The 18,590-nt window shown below is 65.5% G+C and carries 24 protein-coding genes; 10 read left to right on the forward strand and 14 right to left on the reverse strand.

Annotation, left to right across the window (positions count from 1 at the left end; genetic code table 11):
- Window positions 1–27 precede the first annotated feature (27 nt).
- The 5 genes from BcanWU425_RS18385 to BcanWU425_RS18405 form a co-directional block, all read right to left on the reverse strand.
- Entirely contained in the window at window positions 28–1,449 is a 1,422-nt protein-coding gene (locus BcanWU425_RS18385) for an MFS transporter (RefSeq protein ID WP_051112982.1), read from the reverse strand.
- A 146-nt stretch (window positions 1,450–1,595) separates the two neighbouring features.
- On the reverse strand, window positions 1,596–1,817 hold the full coding sequence (locus BcanWU425_RS18390) for a hypothetical protein (RefSeq protein WP_162496372.1): 222 nt from the start codon (window positions 1,815–1,817) through the stop codon (window positions 1,596–1,598).
- A gap of 26 nt (window positions 1,818–1,843) precedes the next feature.
- The gene (locus BcanWU425_RS18395) at window positions 1,844–2,869 is read right to left on the reverse strand and encodes an aldo/keto reductase (protein WP_085351373.1); all 1,026 of its coding nucleotides are present in this window, start codon (window positions 2,867–2,869) and stop codon (window positions 1,844–1,846) included.
- A gap of 116 nt (window positions 2,870–2,985) precedes the next feature.
- Window positions 2,986–3,222, reverse strand: coding sequence for a hypothetical protein (locus BcanWU425_RS18400; protein WP_085384439.1), 237 nt, complete (start codon window positions 3,220–3,222; stop codon window positions 2,986–2,988).
- Window positions 3,223–3,320: 98 nt separating this feature from the next.
- A complete protein-coding gene (locus tag BcanWU425_RS18405; RefSeq protein WP_018455176.1) occupies window positions 3,321–4,277 on the reverse strand; it encodes an AraC-like ligand-binding domain-containing protein in 957 nt (318 codons plus the stop codon).
- Between the two features lie 197 nt (window positions 4,278–4,474).
- Between BcanWU425_RS18405 and BcanWU425_RS18410 the strand changes: the two genes are divergently transcribed.
- Window positions 4,475–5,491, forward strand: a complete 1,017-nt coding sequence (locus tag BcanWU425_RS18410) for a carbon-nitrogen hydrolase family protein (RefSeq protein ID WP_018455175.1) — start codon at window positions 4,475–4,477, stop codon at window positions 5,489–5,491.
- Window positions 5,492–5,517: 26 nt separating this feature from the next.
- Window positions 5,518–6,558: a phenylacetaldoxime dehydratase family protein gene (locus tag BcanWU425_RS18415; protein ID WP_085384438.1), complete on the forward strand. Its 1,041-nt coding sequence runs from the start codon at window positions 5,518–5,520 to the stop codon at window positions 6,556–6,558.
- Window positions 6,559–6,563: 5 nt separating this feature from the next.
- Here BcanWU425_RS18415 and BcanWU425_RS18420 read toward each other — a convergent pair whose 3' ends face one another.
- Window positions 6,564–7,202 (reverse strand): HAD family hydrolase, encoded by a 639-nt coding sequence (locus tag BcanWU425_RS18420; RefSeq protein WP_085351376.1) that lies wholly within the window; start codon window positions 7,200–7,202, stop codon window positions 6,564–6,566.
- 233 nt (window positions 7,203–7,435) lie between these two features.
- On the opposite strand from BcanWU425_RS18420, the gene BcanWU425_RS18425 reads away from it, so the two are divergent.
- Both BcanWU425_RS18425 and BcanWU425_RS18430 read left to right on the forward strand, forming a co-directional pair.
- Window positions 7,436–7,732 (forward strand): hypothetical protein, encoded by a 297-nt coding sequence (locus BcanWU425_RS18425; RefSeq protein ID WP_085351377.1) that lies wholly within the window; start codon window positions 7,436–7,438, stop codon window positions 7,730–7,732.
- A gap of 76 nt (window positions 7,733–7,808) precedes the next feature.
- Complete coding sequence (locus tag BcanWU425_RS18430) at window positions 7,809–8,009, forward strand: hypothetical protein (RefSeq protein ID WP_018455171.1); 201 nt, start codon at window positions 7,809–7,811, stop codon at window positions 8,007–8,009.
- A gap of 42 nt (window positions 8,010–8,051) precedes the next feature.
- Here BcanWU425_RS18430 and BcanWU425_RS18435 read toward each other — a convergent pair whose 3' ends face one another.
- Window positions 8,052–9,092 (reverse strand): TRAP transporter substrate-binding protein, encoded by a 1,041-nt coding sequence (locus BcanWU425_RS18435; RefSeq protein WP_204513945.1) that lies wholly within the window; start codon window positions 9,090–9,092, stop codon window positions 8,052–8,054.
- A gap of 115 nt (window positions 9,093–9,207) precedes the next feature.
- On the opposite strand from BcanWU425_RS18435, the gene BcanWU425_RS18440 reads away from it, so the two are divergent.
- The 4 genes from BcanWU425_RS18440 (at window position 9,208) to tsaA (ending at window position 11,869) form a co-directional block, all read left to right on the forward strand.
- Window positions 9,208–10,152 carry a lytic transglycosylase domain-containing protein gene (locus tag BcanWU425_RS18440; RefSeq protein WP_162496378.1) on the forward strand — a complete coding sequence of 315 codons (945 nt, stop codon included), beginning with the start codon at window positions 9,208–9,210 and terminating at the stop codon, window positions 10,150–10,152.
- A 106-nt stretch (window positions 10,153–10,258) separates the two neighbouring features.
- Window positions 10,259–10,999, forward strand: a complete 741-nt coding sequence (locus BcanWU425_RS18445; RefSeq protein ID WP_018455168.1) for an AzlC family ABC transporter permease — start codon at window positions 10,259–10,261, stop codon at window positions 10,997–10,999.
- Window positions 10,996–11,346: an AzlD domain-containing protein gene (locus BcanWU425_RS18450; protein WP_018455167.1), complete on the forward strand. Its 351-nt coding sequence runs from the start codon at window positions 10,996–10,998 to the stop codon at window positions 11,344–11,346. The genes BcanWU425_RS18445 and BcanWU425_RS18450 overlap by 4 nt, the downstream gene beginning before the upstream one ends.
- A 31-nt stretch (window positions 11,347–11,377) precedes the next feature.
- Window positions 11,378–11,869: a tRNA (N6-threonylcarbamoyladenosine(37)-N6)-methyltransferase TrmO gene (gene tsaA / locus BcanWU425_RS18455; RefSeq protein WP_018455166.1), complete on the forward strand. Its 492-nt coding sequence runs from the start codon at window positions 11,378–11,380 to the stop codon at window positions 11,867–11,869.
- A gap of 109 nt (window positions 11,870–11,978) precedes the next feature.
- Here tsaA and BcanWU425_RS18460 read toward each other — a convergent pair whose 3' ends face one another.
- The 4 genes from BcanWU425_RS18460 to BcanWU425_RS18475 are packed head-to-tail and all read right to left on the reverse strand — an operon-like array spanning window position 11,979 to window position 14,978.
- Window positions 11,979–12,407, reverse strand: a complete 429-nt coding sequence (locus BcanWU425_RS18460) for an HIT family protein (RefSeq protein ID WP_018455165.1) — start codon at window positions 12,405–12,407, stop codon at window positions 11,979–11,981.
- Between the two features lie 52 nt (window positions 12,408–12,459).
- Window positions 12,460–13,704 (reverse strand): GNAT family N-acetyltransferase, encoded by a 1,245-nt coding sequence (locus BcanWU425_RS18465; protein ID WP_204511402.1) that lies wholly within the window; start codon window positions 13,702–13,704, stop codon window positions 12,460–12,462.
- A gap of 54 nt (window positions 13,705–13,758) precedes the next feature.
- Window positions 13,759–14,505: a glycerophosphodiester phosphodiesterase gene (locus BcanWU425_RS18470; RefSeq protein WP_018455163.1), complete on the reverse strand. Its 747-nt coding sequence runs from the start codon at window positions 14,503–14,505 to the stop codon at window positions 13,759–13,761.
- A 5-nt stretch (window positions 14,506–14,510) separates the two neighbouring features.
- A complete protein-coding gene (locus BcanWU425_RS18475; RefSeq protein ID WP_007611287.1) occupies window positions 14,511–14,978 on the reverse strand; it encodes a RidA family protein in 468 nt (155 codons plus the stop codon).
- Window positions 14,979–15,212: 234 nt separating this feature from the next.
- On the opposite strand from BcanWU425_RS18475, the gene BcanWU425_RS18480 reads away from it, so the two are divergent.
- Both BcanWU425_RS18480 and BcanWU425_RS18485 read left to right on the forward strand, forming a co-directional pair.
- Window positions 15,213–16,058 (forward strand): cell envelope integrity EipB family protein, encoded by an 846-nt coding sequence (locus BcanWU425_RS18480; protein WP_204511401.1) that lies wholly within the window; start codon window positions 15,213–15,215, stop codon window positions 16,056–16,058.
- A 65-nt stretch (window positions 16,059–16,123) separates the two neighbouring features.
- Window positions 16,124–16,525 (forward strand): RidA family protein, encoded by a 402-nt coding sequence (locus BcanWU425_RS18485; RefSeq protein WP_007603265.1) that lies wholly within the window; start codon window positions 16,124–16,126, stop codon window positions 16,523–16,525.
- Window positions 16,526–16,534: 9 nt separating this feature from the next.
- On the opposite strand, the gene BcanWU425_RS18490 is transcribed toward BcanWU425_RS18485, so the two are convergent.
- The 3 genes from BcanWU425_RS18490 to BcanWU425_RS18500 are packed head-to-tail and all read right to left on the reverse strand — an operon-like array spanning window position 16,535 to window position 18,539.
- Window positions 16,535–16,942, reverse strand: coding sequence for an ACT domain-containing protein (locus BcanWU425_RS18490; RefSeq protein WP_085351383.1), 408 nt, complete (start codon window positions 16,940–16,942; stop codon window positions 16,535–16,537).
- Complete coding sequence (locus BcanWU425_RS18495) at window positions 16,942–18,231, reverse strand: DNA polymerase IV (RefSeq protein WP_204511400.1); 1,290 nt, start codon at window positions 18,229–18,231, stop codon at window positions 16,942–16,944. The genes BcanWU425_RS18490 and BcanWU425_RS18495 overlap by 1 nt, the downstream gene beginning before the upstream one ends.
- Window positions 18,228–18,539 (reverse strand): DUF3572 domain-containing protein, encoded by a 312-nt coding sequence (locus tag BcanWU425_RS18500; RefSeq protein ID WP_027518410.1) that lies wholly within the window; start codon window positions 18,537–18,539, stop codon window positions 18,228–18,230. The genes BcanWU425_RS18495 and BcanWU425_RS18500 overlap by 4 nt, the downstream gene beginning before the upstream one ends.
- Window positions 18,540–18,590: the final 51 nt, after the last annotated feature.

An 18,590-nucleotide genomic window follows, 5' to 3' on the forward strand; every position in this document is an offset into this window, starting at 1 on the left:
AAATCGGCCTTCCCAAATGGTCGCGCGCTATTCGCCGCGCAGGCGCTGGTCGTCCTGCACGCGAACATGCTCGGCGCCGCGCGCACCCGCGGACGACAGCCGCAACATGCTCAGCGCTGCGCCGCAGAGCGCGAAGCCGACGCCGGTCAGCAACGCGATCCTGGTTCCCTCGATCGGATAGCGGCCGAGGAAGAGTGCCACCAGCGCTGCGCCGGTGGTCTGCCCAAGCAGCCGCGCCGTCCCCAGCATGCCGCTGGCGCCGCCGGCACGCTCGCGCGGGGCGGCCGCGATCATGGTGCGGTTATTGGGGGTCTGGAACAGGCCGAAGCCGGCGCCGGCCAGCGCCATCCGCCAGACCACGTCGAGCGGCGTGGGCGCAGCCGGCAGCAAGGCGAGCGCAGCGAGGCCGCAGGCGAACAGCGTAAGGCCGATGCCGCCGAGCAGGCCGGCCGGATAATGCTCCACCAGGCGGCCGGCGAGGGGGGCTGCGAACGCCACCGCGATCGGCCACGGCGTGATCAAGAGGCCCATATGCACCGCCGAATAGCCGAAGCGGCTCTGGAGATAGAAGGGGATCGCGACGAAGGCCAGCATCTGCCCGCAGAACGAGGCGATCGAAGTCGCAATCGACAATGCGAACACGGGGATGCGCAACAGGTCGATCGGCAGCAGCGGCGAGGCCATGTGGGTCTCGCGGTAGATCAGCAGCGCGCCCGCGACGAGCGCGATGGCGAACTGCACGAGGCAGGTGATCGCGGCTTCGCCATGACCGACGCTATCGACGGCCGCGATGCCGACGCCGAAGGTGATCGCGGACAGCCCCGCGCTCTGCCAGTCGAAGGAATGGCTCGCAGGCCTGGTGTGCGGCAGGCTGCGCAGGCCCAGCACCAATGTCACCACGCCGAGCGGAACGTTGATGGCGAACAGCCAGGGCCAGCTGCCGAACGCCAGGATACCGGCGGCGAGCGTCGGGCCGACCGCGGCTGAGAAGGCGACGACGAGAGCGTTGAGCCCGATGCCGCGGCCGAGCTGGCTGCGTGGGTAAGTGAAACGCACCAGCGCTGCGTTGACGCTCATGATGCCGGCCGCGCCGAACCCCTGCACGATGCGTGCAATCGTGAGGAGCGGCAGCGTGTGCGCCAGCGCGCAGAGTGCGGAGGCAAATGTGAACAGCACCAGGCCGACCAGATAGACGCGGCGATAGCCGACGATCTCGCCGAGCGAAGCCAGCGGCAGCAGCGAGATCGTGATCGCGAGCTGGTAGCCGTTGACGATCCAGATCGAGAACGCCGGGCTGGCGTCGAGGTCGGCCGCGATCGTCGGCAGCGCGACGTTGGCGATGGCGCTGTCGACCACTGCCATGATAATGCCGAGCGCAATGGTCAGGACCGCCTGGCCACGCTGCGGCTGCGGCAGGCCGTCGGCGTGCTCCATGGAGGCTGGCAACATGATGGCGGCGTGCTTGATTCGAGCCGTGGTTCGTCTCCGGATTAGGAAATTGCGAGATGCATCGCAACCCGGCAGGATACGGGCGGTTCCTGCGCCGGGAGCAGGTCTCCCGGCACCGCGGGCATGGGTCGGCACGGCCTCGCGGCTCACCAGCGGGAGGTCGACTTCCCGAACACATAGAGCGCGCCGAGCCCAACCGTCACCGCGGTCGAGACGATCAGGATGGTGCGCTCCCAATCGATCCGCTCCGCTCGGCGCGGTTGAGATTGAGAGCGGTGAACAGGGCCTTCATGGCAAATCGGCGCATCGGCTGCCTCGCGTGAGCGCACGATGCCACTGTCGGCGCGGGCCGGCTTGATGCAGCTCAAGCCGGACTGCGCCGGCGTGCCGGTCTCTACACCGCCGGCGGATTGCGGTCGGTGAAAGTTGTGCGCTGGTGCCAGTAAGGATAGGGCAGCGTCACCTTGCTCGCCGCATCGAGCTTGGCGATCTGGTCCTTGGTCAATGACCAGCCGACCGCGCCGAGATTTTCGCGCAGCTGCGTCTCGTTGCGCGCGCCGATGATCAGCGTCGAGACGGTCGGACGCTGCAGCAGCCAGTTCAGCGCGATCTGCGAGACGCTCTTGCCCGTTTCCCTGGCGACCTCGTCGATCGCATCGACGACGCGATAGACGTGCTCGTCCGGCACGGGCGGGCCGAACTCGGCCGTCTTGGGCAAGCGGCTTACGTCAGGCTTTGGCTGGCCGCGGCGGATCTTTCCGGTGAGGCGTCCCCATCCGAGCGGCGACCAGACCACCGCGCCGAGGCCCTGGTCGAGGCCGAGCGGCATCAGCTCCCATTCGTAGTCGCGCCCGATCAGTGAATAATAGGTCTGGTTGGCGACGTAACGCGGGAAGCCATGCTTGTCGGCAACGCCAAGCGATTTCATCAGGTGCCAGCCCGAAAAGTTCGACACGCCCACGTAGCGGATCTTGCCGGCGCGCACGAGCACATCGAGAGTCGCGAGCACCTCTTCAGGCGGGGTGAAGGCGTCGAAGCCGTGAAGCTGGAACAGGTCGATGTAATCGGTGCCGAGCCGGCTCAGCGAAGCGTCGATGGCTGTAAGCAGATGCTGCCGCGACGACCCGATGTCGTTGGGGCCGTCGCCGAAGCGGAACGTCGCCTTGGTCGAAACCAAAACCTTGTCGCGGCGGCCCTTGATGGCTTCGCCGAGAACGCGCTCGGACTCGCCGAGCGAATAGACGTTCGCGGTGTCGAACATCGACACGCCGGCATCGAGGCAGATATCCAGAAGGCGCCGGGCTTCGGTCGCGTCGGTGGTGCCCCACGCAGCGAGGCGGCCCACGCCGCCGAAGGTGCCGGTCCCAAGACTCAAGGCGGGCACCATGAGGCCCGAGCGGCCCAAGCGTCGGTATTCCATCGATTTGCTCCTCGGCTGGCCGCTGATTGATCCCCGCGACCTCTGTGCCGGATCGTAATGCAAGGCTGCGCCGTGTCCTACCTCGCGCTCACATACCGGCCTTGCTTGGAAACGGCCTAGTCGTGCAGACGCATGTCATCGAATGCCGCGTCAGTCACGCGCGGGCTGGCCGTCGTCGCCGGAAGCGGAGCCGCGCCCCTCGTTACTGGTGATTGAAGGCAGGTGGCCTCGCTCTCGCGCGCCGGCCGCGGCAGGAGCGTCAGGCTCCAGCCCACCGCAACAAGCACCGCGAGCCGGATCGCGATCACGCCGAGCAAGACTTCCGATCCGCTTATCGTGGCGTTGGTTCTCATGTGCAGAGCCTGATCCCGGCTGCAGCACCTGACAATCTGGAATTCACGAGCACGGCCTTCGCCTGAAGCGAAGGCTCGGGCCATTGGCTGCCCGGACGTCAATGCCGCGACTGGCTCTGCCGGAAGTCGCGCGGTGACATCCCGAAATGCTCGCGGAAGACGCGGCCGAAATGCGAGAGGTCGTTGAAGCCCCAGGCGAAGGCGATCTCGCTGATGTGGCGGTGAGCGAGCACGGGGGAGGCGAGGTCGCGCCTGCATTGAGCGAGGCGCTCACCGAGGACGTAGCGCTGGAACGAGGTGTCCTCGTCAGCCAGGAGATCGTTGACATAGCGGGACGAGATGCCGAGCGCCGCTGCGGTCTCGGACAGCGAGAGGTCGGGATCGGCAAGATGAGCCCGGATATGCGCCTTCAATCGGTAGAGCAGGGCGGAGCGATGCGTCGAGGACGGCAGCGGCGTCTTGCCCAGCCGCTCGCCCAGCGCCATCGCCAGGACATCGACGGCCTGTTCCGACAGAGCGGCGGCGTGGTGCAGATCGATCTGATCCGCGCTCTGGCAGAGCCGGTAGATGAAATCGTAGGCGATCCTCTGCAGTGGCGAGTCCGGCCCGAAAGAGGTGGCAGTAAGAGTTTCGGTCGCGCCGAGCCGGCGCTGCAGCATCTCGCGCGGCACCTTGAAGATGGTCTGCGTGAAGATGCCGTCGAATTTCAGCTCGTAGGGACGGGTGGTGTCATAGAGCGCAAACTCTCCCGGACTGACCACGGCCTCGCGGCCGTCCTGCACCACGCCGCCGGCGCCGCGATTGCCGAGCGCGATCAGGATGAAGTCCTGATCCGAGCGCGCGATGCGCGACGGCGTGCGCAACACGTGTTGACGGTCGGAGCAGACCTCGGAGCATTCCGCCTTGCCCAGTGGCGCCCGGGTGACCGTGCCGCGAAAGGCGCTGCCAAGATCGGACCTGCAGTCGAGCCCGACGAAGACGTCGCAAACGATTTCCTGCCAGAGCGCAAGCCGGCGGTGGCCTGGGCTGTCGTCCGTGGTGAACTGGATTGGCATCTGCAGAGCCTCCCTTTCACATCCCGCAAAATCGCGTGTCGGCGCTGGTCCCGACTGACGAAGGCAAATCCCGTACCGGGTCGGTGAATCCCGTCCGGTCGAGTTTTTGTTCCGCCGCGGTCGAGCGCCCGCCGCCCGGCTTGGTCAAATAGACTGCATCGGACCTGGCTTCCGATCAACCGGCAAGGGAGGCGGGAATGGGCATCGAACATCCGAAATACAAGGTCGCGGTGGTGCAGGCGGCGCCCGCCTGGCTCGATCTCGACGCCTCGATCGACAAGTCAATCGCCCTGATCAGGGACGCCGCCGAGAAGGGCGCCAAGCTGATCGCTTTTCCGGAAGCCTTCATCCCCGGCTACCCCTGGCACATCTGGATGGATTCGCCGGCCTGGGCGATCGGTCGTGGCTTCGTGCAACGCTATTTCGACAATTCGCTGTCCTATGACAGTCTGCAGGCCGAGCGGCTGCGCGACGCCGTGCGCAAGGCCAAGCTCACTGCCGTGCTCGGTCTGTCCGAGCGCGACGGCGGCAGTCTCTATCTGGCGCAATGGCTGATCGGGCCCGATGGCGAGACCATCGCAAAGCGCCGCAAGTTGCGGCCGACCCATGCCGAGCGCACGGTCTATGGCGAGGGCGACGGCAGCGATCTCGCCGTGCACGCGCGGTCCGACATCGGCCGCATCGGCGCCCTGTGCTGCTGGGAGCATCTCCAGCCGCTGTCGAAATACGCCATGTATGCCCAGAATGAGCAGGTCCATGTCGCGGCCTGGCCGAGCTTTTCGCTCTACGATCCTTTCGCGCCGGCGCTCGGCGCCGAGGTGAACAACGCCGCCTCGCGCGTCTATGCGGTCGAGGGCTCCTGTTTCGTGCTCGCGCCTTGCGCGACGGTCTCGCAAGCCATGATCGACGAGCTCTGTGATCGGCCGGACAAGCACGCGCTGCTGCATGCCGGCGGCGGCTTCGCTGCGATCTACGGCCCCGATGGCAGCCAGATCGGCGATAAGCTCGCGCCGGACCAGGAGGGCCTCTTGATCGCCGAGATCGATCTTGGCGCCATCGGCGTCGCCAAGAACGCCGCTGATCCAGCCGGGCACTATTCGCGCCCCGACGTGACCCGGCTCCTGCTCAACAAGAAGCGATACCAGCGCGTCGAGCAGTTTGCGCTGCCGGTCGACACCGTCGAGCCCACCGACATTGCCGCGGCGGCGAGCTGATCGCCGCAATCGAGGGAGGCACGATCATGGAATCCGCAATTCCTCTGCATCTCGAGACGCCGCGCACGCGCCACAAGCGCGTGCCGGACGATTACCAGCCGCCATACCCGTCCTTCGTGGCGCGCTATAAGCCTTCCGTGAACCGGGTCGTGATGGCCTATTTCGGCCTTCAGTATCGCGGCACGGCGGCAGCTGCTGCAACGGACGCTCTCGCCGAAATCGCGGCGCGGTTTGCCGCGGAAGGCGGTCCTTCGCATTGGGACCGGGCGCAATATGTTGATCAGGCAGGCTACGAGAACGTCGTCTCGGTGGCCTATTGGGACGACATTGCGCGGTTCGACAAATGGTTTGCATCGGCGCGCGAGGCCTGGACCGGAGCGCAGCCCGAGGGCATCGGCACGTTCATCGAGGTGCTGCGCCCCACGGTGGCGCGGCACGAGACGCTGTTTTCCTCGCTCGGCCGGCCCGAGGGCGTCGCCGCAATCTCCGGCGGCATGAGCGGCGAGGTGCAGGAGCACGCCTATTGGGGCGGCATGCGCGACCGCATCCCGCTGTCACAGACCGGCCCGATGTCGCCGGGCGGCAATCCCGAGCTGATCCGCGACGGCGCGCGGCTGCGCGTGAAGGCGCACGACAATCTCTGTCTGATCCGATCAGGCCAGGATTGGAGCGATACCGAGACCTCGGAACGAAAGCTCTATCTCGACGACGTCGAACCGGTGTTGCGCGAGGGCATGGATTTCTTGCGCGATGACGGCCTTGGCATCGGCTGTTACGCCAACCGTTACATGCGCGTGCTTGCAGCCGGCGGGGACGCGAGTGAAAAGTCCTACGGTCAAAGCTGGTGGAAGAGCCTGGCGGCGCTGGAGCGGTGGGCGGAATCGCATCCGTCCCACGTCAGGATATTCGGCGCCGCGATGAAGTACCTGTCGACGCTCGGCCCCTCGGCAAAACTGCGGCTCTACCACGAGGTCACCGTGGCTGCTGCCGACGAGCAGTTCTTCGAGTACCTGAACTGTCACGCCAAGACCGGCATGCTGGCGGCGGTGGAGACCGTCGCCGCTTGATAGAGTTAGATCACGCAATGGCCGAGCAGCTCGGGATGCGCGGCGCAGATGTGATGCGCGCCGGCGTCCCGCAGCTCGGTCTCGCTGCCGTAGCCATAGAGCACGCCGATCGCGGTCATGCCGTTGGTGCGGGCGCCGACCACGTCATGGCTGCGGTCGCCGATCATGATCGCGCTGGCGGGATCGACCCTGGCTTCGTCGAGCGCGTAGCGCAGCAGGTCGCGCTTGTCGACGCGCGTGCCGTCGAGTTCGGAGCCGAACACCCGCTCGAAATACGGTTTGAGGCCAAAATGCTCGACGATACGGGTGGCGTAGACCGCGGGCTTGCTGGTCGCCACGAACATGCGCGGTGTTGTCGCGGCAAGCGTTGTCAGCGTGTCCACGATACCGGCATAGGCTTCGTTCTCGAACAGGCCGACGTCGCTGAAGCGCTCGCGATAGAGCAGCAGCGCCCGGTCGGCGAGTTCCGCGCTGCCCGTGAGCTTTTGCAGGCTGGCATGCAGCGGCGGCCCGATGCACCAGGTCAGCTCGTCCTCGCTCGGAACCGCAACGTTGAGCCGCTCCAGGGCGTACTGGATCGAGCGCGTGATCCCGGGCTTCGGGTCGGTCAGCGTGCCGTCGAGATCGAAATAAATGGTCACCATATTGTCGCGCCTGTGTTGATACCGCCGCCTATTGCCAGACCTAAACGAGGCCGGGGGCCAAGGCAAACGCGCAACCATTGTCACGCCGAAAATCGCCTTCCCGATACCGCGTATCCCTTAAAGCTCGCTATTCGCGGGAGGGAAGCGTAGAGTCGCGCCATCACCGCCTTTCCATTGGCATCGACCGGTGACTGAGGGTCACCAGCGCTCCCGCCGACTGAGCAGGAGCGTGCATGACTCGATTTCGTCTGGTCGACTGGATCCGCCGGAGAGCGCTTCTCGTCGCATTGATGCTTGGCACATTGATACTTGGCACACTGTCGCAAGGCGCTGTCGCGGCAGGACCGGACTGCCGGGCGATCGAAAGCACGAGCGGACGTCTCGCCTGCTACGATGCTGCGTTTCCTCCGAAGGAAAAAAAGCCCGCTGCTGCGGAAGGCGATGGGTCCCGTGCTGCCTACAAGGACCCGTTCGTGGCGGAAGAGGCCAGAACCGCGGCGAAGCTGAAGAACATCTGCCGCGGCTGTTGAGGGTTGCTCGTTCGCCGCGCTCGTCGATCAACGAGTCCGGACGAGGGATCGAGACGATTTTTTCAGGAGAGGCCGGATGAGCGAGCGACTTGAAACCCTGAAGAAGGCCCGTGAGCGCATGATCGAGGACAGGGACGCGCATGCGAAAGTGCTGGCCGCCCCCTTTGTGCGCGACACGGCCGAGCGAGCGCGCAACAAGTTTATCGAGATCCAGGCGCTGATTGATGCCCTCGACCGCGCCATCCGGGGCGAAATCCCGGTTGCGGTCAAAAACTAAGGCGGTAGGCAGCGAGACCAGCGGAGCGCCGCTACCGCTCCCTCATTGCTGTCTCGCCCATTCGACGATGGCGGTCGCCTCCGCGCCTGCCCGGGTTTCCCAGGCGGTGATCGCGCCCGTTGCTGCCTTCCGCAGCTCCGTGACAAGGGACGCAGGCGCCGGCTCGGCGATATGGACGCCATTGTCGCGCATGCGCGCATAGTTCTCGATGGTGCGGTGGCTCAATAGCGCCAGCTGGCTCTGCTCAGTCTCGGCCGCCGCCGCCAGCACCTCGCGCTGCATCGGTTCGGACAGTTCGGCAAAGGCGTCGCTGCGGACGAAGGCGATCGAGATTGGCATCGCGTAGTTGATGGCCGTGAAATGCGGCAGGAAGTCCCACAATTTGCGTCCCGCGCCGCCGTCGCCGGAGGTGAGGAAGGCATTCAGCCGGTGTTCCCTCAGTCCGGCGAGCGCCGCATCCATCGGCAGGAATTGCGCGTTCGCGCCGGCTGCGCGCATGACCTCGGTGGAATTGGCATCGTAGGTTCGCAGGTTCAGTTTCGGCAGGTCGTCAGCACCGTCGAGCGACTGCTCCGACCAGAGGCCCGTGGCCGGCCAGATCGTCACATAGAGCAGCTTGAGGCCGCGCGCAGCCAGCGCCTTCTCATAGAGCGGTCGCGCCCGCAGATTGGTGGCCCGGGCGAGATCCACCGATTGCACGAGAAAAGGCAGGGTGGACAATCCGAGCACAGGGTCGAGGCCCGAGAGCGCGCCCGCGAAGGCATCGCCGCCCGCGATCCGGCCGTCCAGCGCCGCGCGCGGCATCTCGCCCGAGTTGATCTTGAGCTGGTTGTCGAAGGCGTTAGTCACGGTCACGAAGCCGTGGGTACGGTCGGAGACGCGGCTGGCGAAAGTCGCCAGCCCAATCCCGGAGATGTTATTCTCAGGGTATTCCGTGGTCATCCGCCAATTGACTTGAGACGCGACTTGAGACGTCACCTGCGCGGCGGCTGGCGCGACGCTCAGGATGAGCGCGGCGAGGACAAGGATCGCGCGGATCCGGTTGGCGGGGTAACGCATTGGGAGAAGCAGGTCAGGCAGCATAATATTGGCGACCCGTCGAACCATGGCACGATGCCACAACATTGTTGATCACACTGTCGCATGCCGCGCCGAGGCGCGCTACCGCCGTGCCTGCGCGCGATGGGTGCAGATTGCGATGTGCATCATCTCCGCGCTGCTTGTCTCGTCGACCCAGGCCGCGGCATGGGACAGTTCGCCCGCCAAGACCGACGTTGCCATCCCAAGCGTCGAAGAACTCGCTGTGCAGCCGGAGAAGCCCGGTGCGCGGGAGAGCGACACGCGGGAGTCGATCTGCCTGATCATCGAGGCCGCGGCGCGCGATGCCAATCTTCCGCTGGAGTTCTTCGCCCGCGTGATCTGGCAGGAAAGCCGCTTCCAGACCGATGCGGTCGGGCCGGTGACGCGCAGCGGCGAGCGGGCGCAGGGGATCGCGCAATTCATGCCGGGCACCGCGAGCGAGCGCGGGCTGCTCAATCCCTTCAATCCGGTGCAGGCGCTGCCGAAGTCGGCGGAATTCCTGAACGAGCTGCGCAACCAGTTCGGCAATCTGGGGCTGGCGGCGGCCGCCTACAATGCCGGGCCGCGCCGGGTGCAGGAATGGCTCGCCGGCACCGGCGGCATGCCCGAGCAGACCCGCAATTACGTTCTTGCGATCACCGGCACGAGCGTCGATGCGTGGGCCAAGGCAGGCGCGACCGGCAAGGGGCCGCCCAGCGTGCCGCCGACGAGCTGCCGCGATCTGATGGCGCTTTTGAAGCGCGCGCCGAATGCCTTCGTCGCCGAGCTCGAGCAGCATGTGGAGCTTGCGGCTGCAAAGGTCTGGGGCGTGCAGCTCGCCGCGGGCTTTGACCGCAACCGCGCGCTGGCGATGTACTCCCGCGCGGTCACGCGGCTGAGCGCCGTGATCGGCGAACGTGATCCGAGCCTGCTCAGCTCGGTGATGCGCAGCCGCGGCACGCGCGCCTTCTACCAGGTGCGCATCGGCGCCGATACGCGGAGCGAGGCGGATGAACTCTGCGGTCGCATCCGCAAGGCCGGCGGGGCGTGCTTCGTGCTGAAGAATCGCGGTGTGAGCGGGTAGGGCATCTGTCCCAGCGTGCATGCCAGCCCCGCCGTGCGCTTTCTTGACGCGAGGCGCCGCATTGCCCGTTATGCGGGCACGATTCCTCATCCGGCCAAGACTCCCCGTGGCGCTTCCTCCGCTCAATTCACCTCAATGGCAAAGTCCCTGGCGCGCCTTTGCGTGGGGGCTGCGCTCGATCACGCAGACCATCCTCACGCTCGTGCTGTTCGTGACCTATCTCGGCATCGGCGCGCTCGCCCACGACACACATTTCAGCCTGCTCTGGGCGCTCTGCTCGACGCTGTTCGTCTGGGCAGGTCCGGCGCAGATCATCCTGATCACCACGCTTGGCTCCGGCGCGACGATCGTCCAGTCCGCGATCGCGGTCACCGTCAGTGCGATCCGGCTGTTTCCGATGGTGGTCTCGGTGCTGCCGTTGATGCGCACGCCGACGACGAAACGGCGCGAGCTGTTTTTCGCGGCGCATCTCACCGCGGTGACACTGTGGGTCGAATGCCATCGCTTCCTGCCGCAGGTACCGCGTGAACGCCGGATCGCCTTCGTCAACGGACTTGGCTTCGGTCTTGTCTCGGTGTGTCTCACCGCCAATGCGGTCGGCTATTTCCTTGCCGCCAATCTGACTCAGACGCTTGGCGCGGCGATCCTTTTGCTGACGCCTCTGTCCTTCCTGTTCTCGACCGCACGCAACAGCCGCGAGCTCGCCGATGTCGTCGCCCTCGCGCTGGGCATATTGCTGTATCCACTGGCCGCGAAGATCAATTCCGGCCTCGACATCCTCGTCAGCGGGCTCGTGGCGGGCACGATTGCCTATGGCGCGCATTGGTGGCGGGAGGTGCGCGCATGAGCTTTGCGCAGCTCATCGGCGACTGGCACGCGCTGGCGGTGCTGTTCGTCGCCGGCGTTGTTCCCAACCAGATATGGCGCATGCTGGGCCTGTGGTTCGGCGGCGGCATCGACGAGGGCTCCGAGCTTCTGGTCTGGGTACGGGCGGTCGCCACGGCGACCCTGGCCGGCGTCATCGCCCAGATCGTGGTCGAGCCCCCCGGGGCGCTTGCGAGCGTGCCGGACGCCCTGCGCTACGGTGCGGTCGGCGCCGGCCTCGTCGTCTTCCTGCTGGCCCGCCGCTCGATCTTCGCGGGCGTGGTCGCGGGCGAAGTCTTCATGCTGGCCGGCAAGTGGTGGTTGGGCTAAAACCGCCGGCGAACAGCAGGGAATTGGACATATGGTTCGCGAAAACCAGCTCCGCGAGGGTGAAGTCTCCATCGAGCTGCCGCCGACGCAAGATGCCGGACTCGTCTTCATCGGCCGCATCCGCACGCCCTGGAGCTCGCGGATGGAGACCCCGCGGCAGGGCCGGACAGACGGCCCGATATGTCGGCTCGAGATCTTCGAGCCGTTCGTGCCGGCGATCAAGGGCGTCGATTTCTACAGCAATCTCGAAGTGCTTTACTGGCTCGACAAGTCGCGCCGCGACATCGTCCTGCAAAGCCCTAAGAACAACGAGAAGACCCGCGGCACGTTTTCGCTGCGCTCGCCGGTGCGCCCTAATCCGATCGGCACGTCGATCGTGAAGCTGGTCGGCATCGAAGGCAACGCGATTCTGGTGCGCGGGCTCGATTGCCTCGACAACACGCCGCTGATCGACATCAAACCAGATCGTTGCGAGTTCACGCCGCTGGCCGCCCCGCAGCCGGGAGATTTTCAGACGGAGTGAAGTGTCTCCTCCGTCATTTCGAGGAGCTCTTGCGACGAAGCAATCCAGACTGTAGCCGCGGAGGCAGTCTGGATTGCTTCGCTGCGCTCGCAATGACGAGTGGAGAGCGTCAGCCCGCCTTCAACGCCGCGATCAGCTTGGTCGCGTTCTCTTCCAGCACCTTGACGTCTTCCTTGCGGCTGGCGGGCGGAAGCATCGCCACGCCGTCGTGGCGCGGCATCACGTGCATGTGGAGATGAAACACCACCTGTCCGCCGGCCGCCTCGTTGAACTGCTGCACGGTGATGCCGTCGGCCTTGAACGCCGTCATCGCTGCGGCAGCGATTTTGTGTGCGCCGCGGGCGACGTGGGCGTAGTCGTCCGGCTTGATGTCGAGGATGTTGCGGGCAGGAGCTTTTGGAATCACCAGCGTGTGGCCCGGTACCCGCGGCATGATGTCGAGAAAGGCGAGCACGTGCTCATCCTCGTAAACCTTGTGGCAGGGGAATTCACCGCGGAGGATCTTCGCGAAGATGTTGTCGGGGTCGTAGGCGGTCATGGTGGCGGCTCCCTGGAATTTTGCGCTTACTGTCACCAGCCGCAACGAACCGTCAAGGCGCCTCGTCGGCGCCTTTGCGGAACGGGCCGAGCTCGGCCAGCTCCCGTCCGGCTTCCGCAACATAGGCGCGCTCGCGCTTGAGGTAATCGTCGATGGCGCGGCGCAAGCCCGGATCAGCGATGAAGTGAGCGGAGTGGGTGGTCCGCGGCAGGTAGCCGCGTGCGATCTTGTGCTCGCCCTGCGCGCCGGCTTCGACATTCGCCAAACCGCGTTTGATGGCGAAGTCGATCGCCTGGTAATAGCAGACCTCGAAATGCAGGAAGGGATGATGCTCGACCGCACCCCAGTTGCGGCCGAACAGCGTGTCCGAGCCGATGAAGTTGATCGCGCCCGCGATCCAGCGATCGTTGCGGCATGCCATGACCAGCAGCACGTCCTGGCTCATGGTTTCGCCGATCAGCGAGAAGAATTCCCGCGTCAGATAAGGGCGGCCCCATTTGCGCGAGCCGGTCTCCATGTAGAACATGAAAAACGCATCCCAGGCATCCTCGGTGATCTCCTTGCCCGTGAGGCAGTGGATGGTGACCCCGGCAGCCAGCGCATCGCGCCGTTCGCGCTTGATCGATTTGCGGTGGCGGGAGTTCAGCGTCGCCAGGAAATCGTCGAAACTCGCAAAGCCTTCGTTGTGCCAATGGAACTGCTGGTCGGTGCGCTGGAGGAAGCCGTGCTCGGCGAGCAGCTTCCACTCCGCCTCGCGGGCGAAAGTGACGTGCACCGAGGAAGCCTTGCTGACACCGCACAGCGCCACCAACCCGCTCGCCAGCGCTTCCATGATGTGCTCGCGGTCAACGCCGTCGCGGACCAGCAGCCGCGGTCCCGTCGCCGGCGTGAACGGAACCGAAACCTGCAGCTTCGGATAGTACCGCCCGCCGGCGCGCTCATAGGCATCGGCCCAGCCGCGGTCGAAGACATATTCGCCTTGCGAGTGCGATTTCAGATAGCAGGGCACGACGCCGGCGACGCGACCGTCGACCTTGGCCACGAGATGCCGCGGTCCCCAGCCGGTGCGGATCGTGGCCGAACCCGATTTCTCAACGGCCGATAAAAACGCGTGGGAGACGAAGGGGTTATAGCCGGGCTTTGAGAGGCCGAGGGAATCCCCTGGAAGTCCGGATGAGGTTCCCTTGCCATGCCCATTACAAGACTTGCCGCCGGGATTGGCGCAGGCGTCCCAGTCGTCCGGCGATACTTCGCCAATGGAAGGTACGGCCTCAAGGGTGATTTCGGATGGTGCCATCGTGCCCAAGATCGTGCATTGCAGCAGCGACTTCAAGAGTGGGAAACATCAAGCCTAGGGTACGAAGCCCTCGAAGATCATCTGATCCGCATATTGCGCGACCCGCGTCCGCTGCTCGGTCGTACGCACGGTCCAGCCCAGTAGAGCGCAGCCGAACACATTGCGGGCGATCCAGAGGGCGGGGGCGGGCAGGTCGTCGACCCTAAAGGCGACGAACTGCGGCTGGGTCTGAAAACCATGGCGCAGGTACAGCATGCTGTCGCGCTGCTGCTGCGTCAGATGAGCCCAGTAGTCGTCCTGATAGCTCCGTTGCGCGACGATGCCGCGGGGGCGGGATGGCAGCAGCTCGCGCAGCGCCAGCACCTGGTCCGGGTCGAACGACATGCCGACCGCGGGGCCATCATAGGACGCGAGCACTTCGGCCATCCGCTTCACCAGCTTGCGGTCGCGGTCAAAACGGCTCTTAACCTCGATCACCAGCGGCACGCGGCCGCCAACAAGGGCGCAGAGGTCGCTGAGCGACATCATCCGCTCGGCCGTGTCCTTGAACGTGAGCGCCTTCAGTTCAGTGGCGGTTTTCTCGACCAGCGGGCCGGTGGCCTCGGTCAGGCGGCCGAGCGCATGGTCGTGATGCACCATGGCCTCGCCGTCGGCGGAGAGCTGGATGTCGACCTCGATGGAGAAATTGCCCGCAATTGCAGCCTGCACCGCGCCCGGCATGTTCTCGACGATGCCGCGGGAAATGTCGTGCAGGCCGCGATGGGCGACCGGGCGGGCTGTCAGCCAATCAGGAGCGCGCATTCGCCTCAGGCGACCTCAAACACGCCTTCGACCTCGACCGCCGCATCCGCGGGCAGGGAGGCGACGCCGACAGTGGTGCGGGCATGACGGCCCTTGTCACCGAAGGCGGCGACCATCAGGTCGGAGGCGCCGTTGAGGACCTTCGGCCCGTCCAGGAAGTCCGGCGCCGAGTTGATGAAGCCGCCGAGGCGCACCACGCGCACGACCTTGTCGAGGTCGCCCAGCGCCGCCTTGACCTGGGCCAGCAGATTGACGGCGCAGCCGCGGGCGGCCGCGGCGCCGTCTTCGATGGTCACGCCGGCGCCGAGCTTGCCCTTGGCGATCAGCTTGCCGGCGGGATCGAAGCAAACCTGGCCGGAGACGAACAGCAGATTACCGGTGCGCACGAACGGCACGTAGTTTGCCACGGGGGTGGGGGCCTCGTGCAGCTTGATGCCCTGTTCCGCCAGCTTCTGCTCGACCGTGCCCGCCATGTCCGACCTCGTTGTCCAAAAATCCATCCGCCCCGGCGCATCCCTTGCAGGCCGGGCGGGCCCTGTTTCGCCCATCGTGCCGCCACATGCAAGCAACCGTCGGGGGTGGCATTTTGTTGAGGCAGGGCAGGAGGTTCAACGCAAAGGCCGCAACTTTACGTGAAACGGCCTCAGTTGCGACGCAATGGAACGGTCATTAAAATGTCGAATCTGCGCTTTCCTCAGGAACCAGACATGCTGCACCTTTTCCGGACTTCGCTCGGTGTGACGGCGCTCGCGGCGGCCGCTCTCGGCCCCGGAGGCGGGGCGTTGGCCGCGAACGGTCCGTTTCTCGCGCATCAGGCGCTCTATGATCTGAGCCTGGTGAAATCGCGCTCGAATTCGATCAACAGCGCGCGCGGCCGCATCCTCTACAATTTCACCGGAAGTTCGTGCGAGGGCTACACCTCCGAATTCCGCCAGGTTTCCGAGCTCGACAGCGGCGAGGGCAAGGTCACGCTCAGCGACCTCCGCTCCAATTCCTGGGAGGACGCCGGCGGCAAAAGCTACCGCTTCAAGATCGAGACGCGGATGAACGAGGCGGATGCCGGCCGGGTCGACGGCTCGGCTGAGCGCGACGGCGACCACATCAACGTCAAGCTGAAGCTGCCGGCCCCGAAGAGCTTTACGCTCGACGGCAAGATCGTATTCCCGACCGAACAGATCCAGCGCATCATTGCCGCCGCCAACGACGGCAAGTCGCTGCTCGAACTCTCCGTCTATGACGGCTCCGACGATGGCCAAAAGGTCTACAACACGCTGACCGTGATCGGCCAGCCGATCCCCGCCGAACGCGAAGGCTCGCCCGATCCCTCGACGTCCGACGAGCACATGAAGTCCCTCAAGCGCTGGCCCGTCACCGTCAGCTATTTCGATCGTGAGGCCCAGCAGAAGGAAGGCGAGCAGACGCCGGTCTATGCGATGGCGTTCGAGCTCTACGAGAACGGCGTCTCGCGCCAGCTTGTGCTCGATTACAACGATTTTGTGATTTCGGGCGCGATGGGCAAGTTCGACGCGAAGGACAGCAAGCCCTGCAATTGAGGGCTGGCCTGCAACGCGGTCTCTGGCTACGCTCCTCCCAACCACAAACATCCGGGAGGCTCGTTATGCCCAAGCTCGATCATCTCCGTCCCAGCGGCCTGCATCACAATCCCGCCTATTCGCATGTTGTCACCGCCACGGGGGCGCGGACGATCTACATCTCCGGCCAGGTGTCGGTGGACGAGGAGGGGCGGATTGTCGGCGAGGGCGATCTCGCGGCGCAGACCACGCAGGTGATGCAGAATCTCGGGCATGCGCTGAAGGCGGCCGGCGCGAGCTACGCCAACATCGTGAAGATCACGACCTTCGTCGTGAACTACAAGCCGGAGCTGCGCCCGATCATCGGCAAGGCCCGCTCGGCCTTCTTCGAAGGTATGGAGCCGCCGGCGAGCACGCTGGTCGGCGTCTCGGCGCTCGCCGCGCCGGAATGGATGATCGAGATCGAAGCGGTGGCTGTCGCGGATTGAGATCTTTCGCTACAAGTGTGTTGCGTTGGACATCTCTCGCAGAAGAACCATCGCGTCGTCGGCCCTGTCTGCCGGCACAAACAAATGATCGTGGTGAAACGCCGACACGGCGTTCACGCTGATGCCGGCTGCGGCGAGACGTGCCGTGATCGCCGCCAGGAAGCCGACCGCATCGAGTGCGGAGTGAACCGTCAGGGTGATCAGGCACGATGCAAATGCGTGGCGTAGTCCTGCCGCTTCGGCCTCTTCGCGCAGGAGCACCAGCGTCGTTCCTTCCTGCTCGCAAAACGTCAGCAGTGGACTGAGCGCTGCGGGAACTGGCTCGTTCGTCGGGATCGTGCAGAACACGAAGATGCCCGGCCGCATCTCCGGCTTCATGTGTCTCAGCAGTGCGTGGAGGTCGCGTTCGCCTGTCATCACTCCTGCGCCTTTTCCGGCCCCTCATACGCGATGCCGCGGATTACTGCGGCGCTGCCGAATTTCTTGCGCAAGCTGTCCACCGCGCGCTCGGCATGGGCGGCGCGGCGGTCGAGCATGTCGGTGTCGTCGGCGACTGAACCCTCGCGCAGGGCGCTGACGCCGGCGCCCATCAGGCGGAAGGCGGTGCCGTCGATCTCTTTCGCCAGCATCTCGCGGCAGATCGAGAAGATCTTCGCGGCAAGCTGCGTCGGGGCCGTGATCGACTGCGAGCGGGTGCGCTGGCGGAAATCGGCGGTCTTCAGCTTCAACGTGACGGTCAGGCCGGCGAGCTCGCTGCTCTTAAGGCGAGACGACGTCTTTTCGCACAGCCGCCACAAAATCTTCTCCAGCGTCGCGAAGTCCCGGATGTCGGTCTCGAACGTCGTCTCGCTCGAAATCGTCTTGGCGCCCCGATCGGGCTCGACGCGGCGGTCGTCGATGCCGCGCGCGAGTCGCCACAGCCTGCGGCCGTCACTCGGAAACTGCCGCATCACCTCGATCTCGTCGGCCTTCTGCAGGTCCGCGATGATGCGGAAGCCGCGTTGCACCAGACGCTCCTGCGTCGCGGGTCCAACGCCGAAAATGAAACCGACCGGCTTCTCCGCCAGCATCAGGCGCGCTTCCTCCTGGTCGAGCGCAGCAAACCCGCGCGGCTTGTCCAGGTCGGAGGCGATCTTCGCCAGGAACTTGTTGCAGGAGAGGCCGACCGAGACGCTGATGCCGATGTCGCGCTCGATGTTGCGTGCGAACCGCGCCAGCACCTTGGCCGGGATCATGCCGTGCACCCGCTCGGTGCCGGAGAGATCGAGGAACGCCTCGTCGATCGAAAGCGGCTCGACCAGCGGCGTCAGCGCTTGCATGGCCTGGCGCACCTCGCGCCCGACCCGGACATATTTCGCCATGTTCGGCGGGATCACGGCTGCATGCGGGCAGGCTTCCAACGCCTTGTACATCGGCATGGCCGACCGCACGCCGTAGGTGCGGGCGATGTAGCAGGCGGCCGACACCACGCCGTGCTTGCCCCCGCCGATGATCACGGGCTTGTCGGCGATGTCGGGATTGTCGCGCTTCTCGACGGTCGCGTAGAAGGCGTCGCAGTCGATATGGGCGATGGTCAGGCTTGCGAGCGCGCGGTGGCGGGCGAGGCGGGGGGAACCGCAGGCGGAACAGCGCCGCACGCCCATATCCAGATCGGCCGAACAATCCCGGCAGAAGCAGCGGGGCCCGGCCGTCTCCAAGGAGGTCACGGCACGTCGCGCTCCCAATTGGGGTCGCCGAGCGCGTCGCCGAGAACCTGCCGCGCTGCGGCAACGTTGGTCGGATGCAGTTCCGCCGTGCTGGCAAAAGCCTTCACGGTGGCGTCGTCGCGCATCACGAAATCGAGCACGCTCAGCAGGAAATTGGGGTCCGAGGCGGCATTGCGCAGCATCTCCGGGCCGACCCCTGTCTCGGCCAGGAACAGGCCCAGCCGCTCGGGTTCGCCCGCAACGAAAGACAGCGCCTGAAGCGCAACGATTTCAGCGACTTCGCGCGGGTTGTGAACAGGCTTTTTCACGTGGCCGGTTTGCCTTTCCGTTAACTTTCGGTGTCTACTTTGGGGCCACCA

The sequence above is a fragment of the Bradyrhizobium sp. WU425 genome (genome assembly GCF_021052305.1).
Lineage (GTDB): Bacteria > Pseudomonadota > Alphaproteobacteria > Rhizobiales > Xanthobacteraceae > Bradyrhizobium > Bradyrhizobium canariense_D.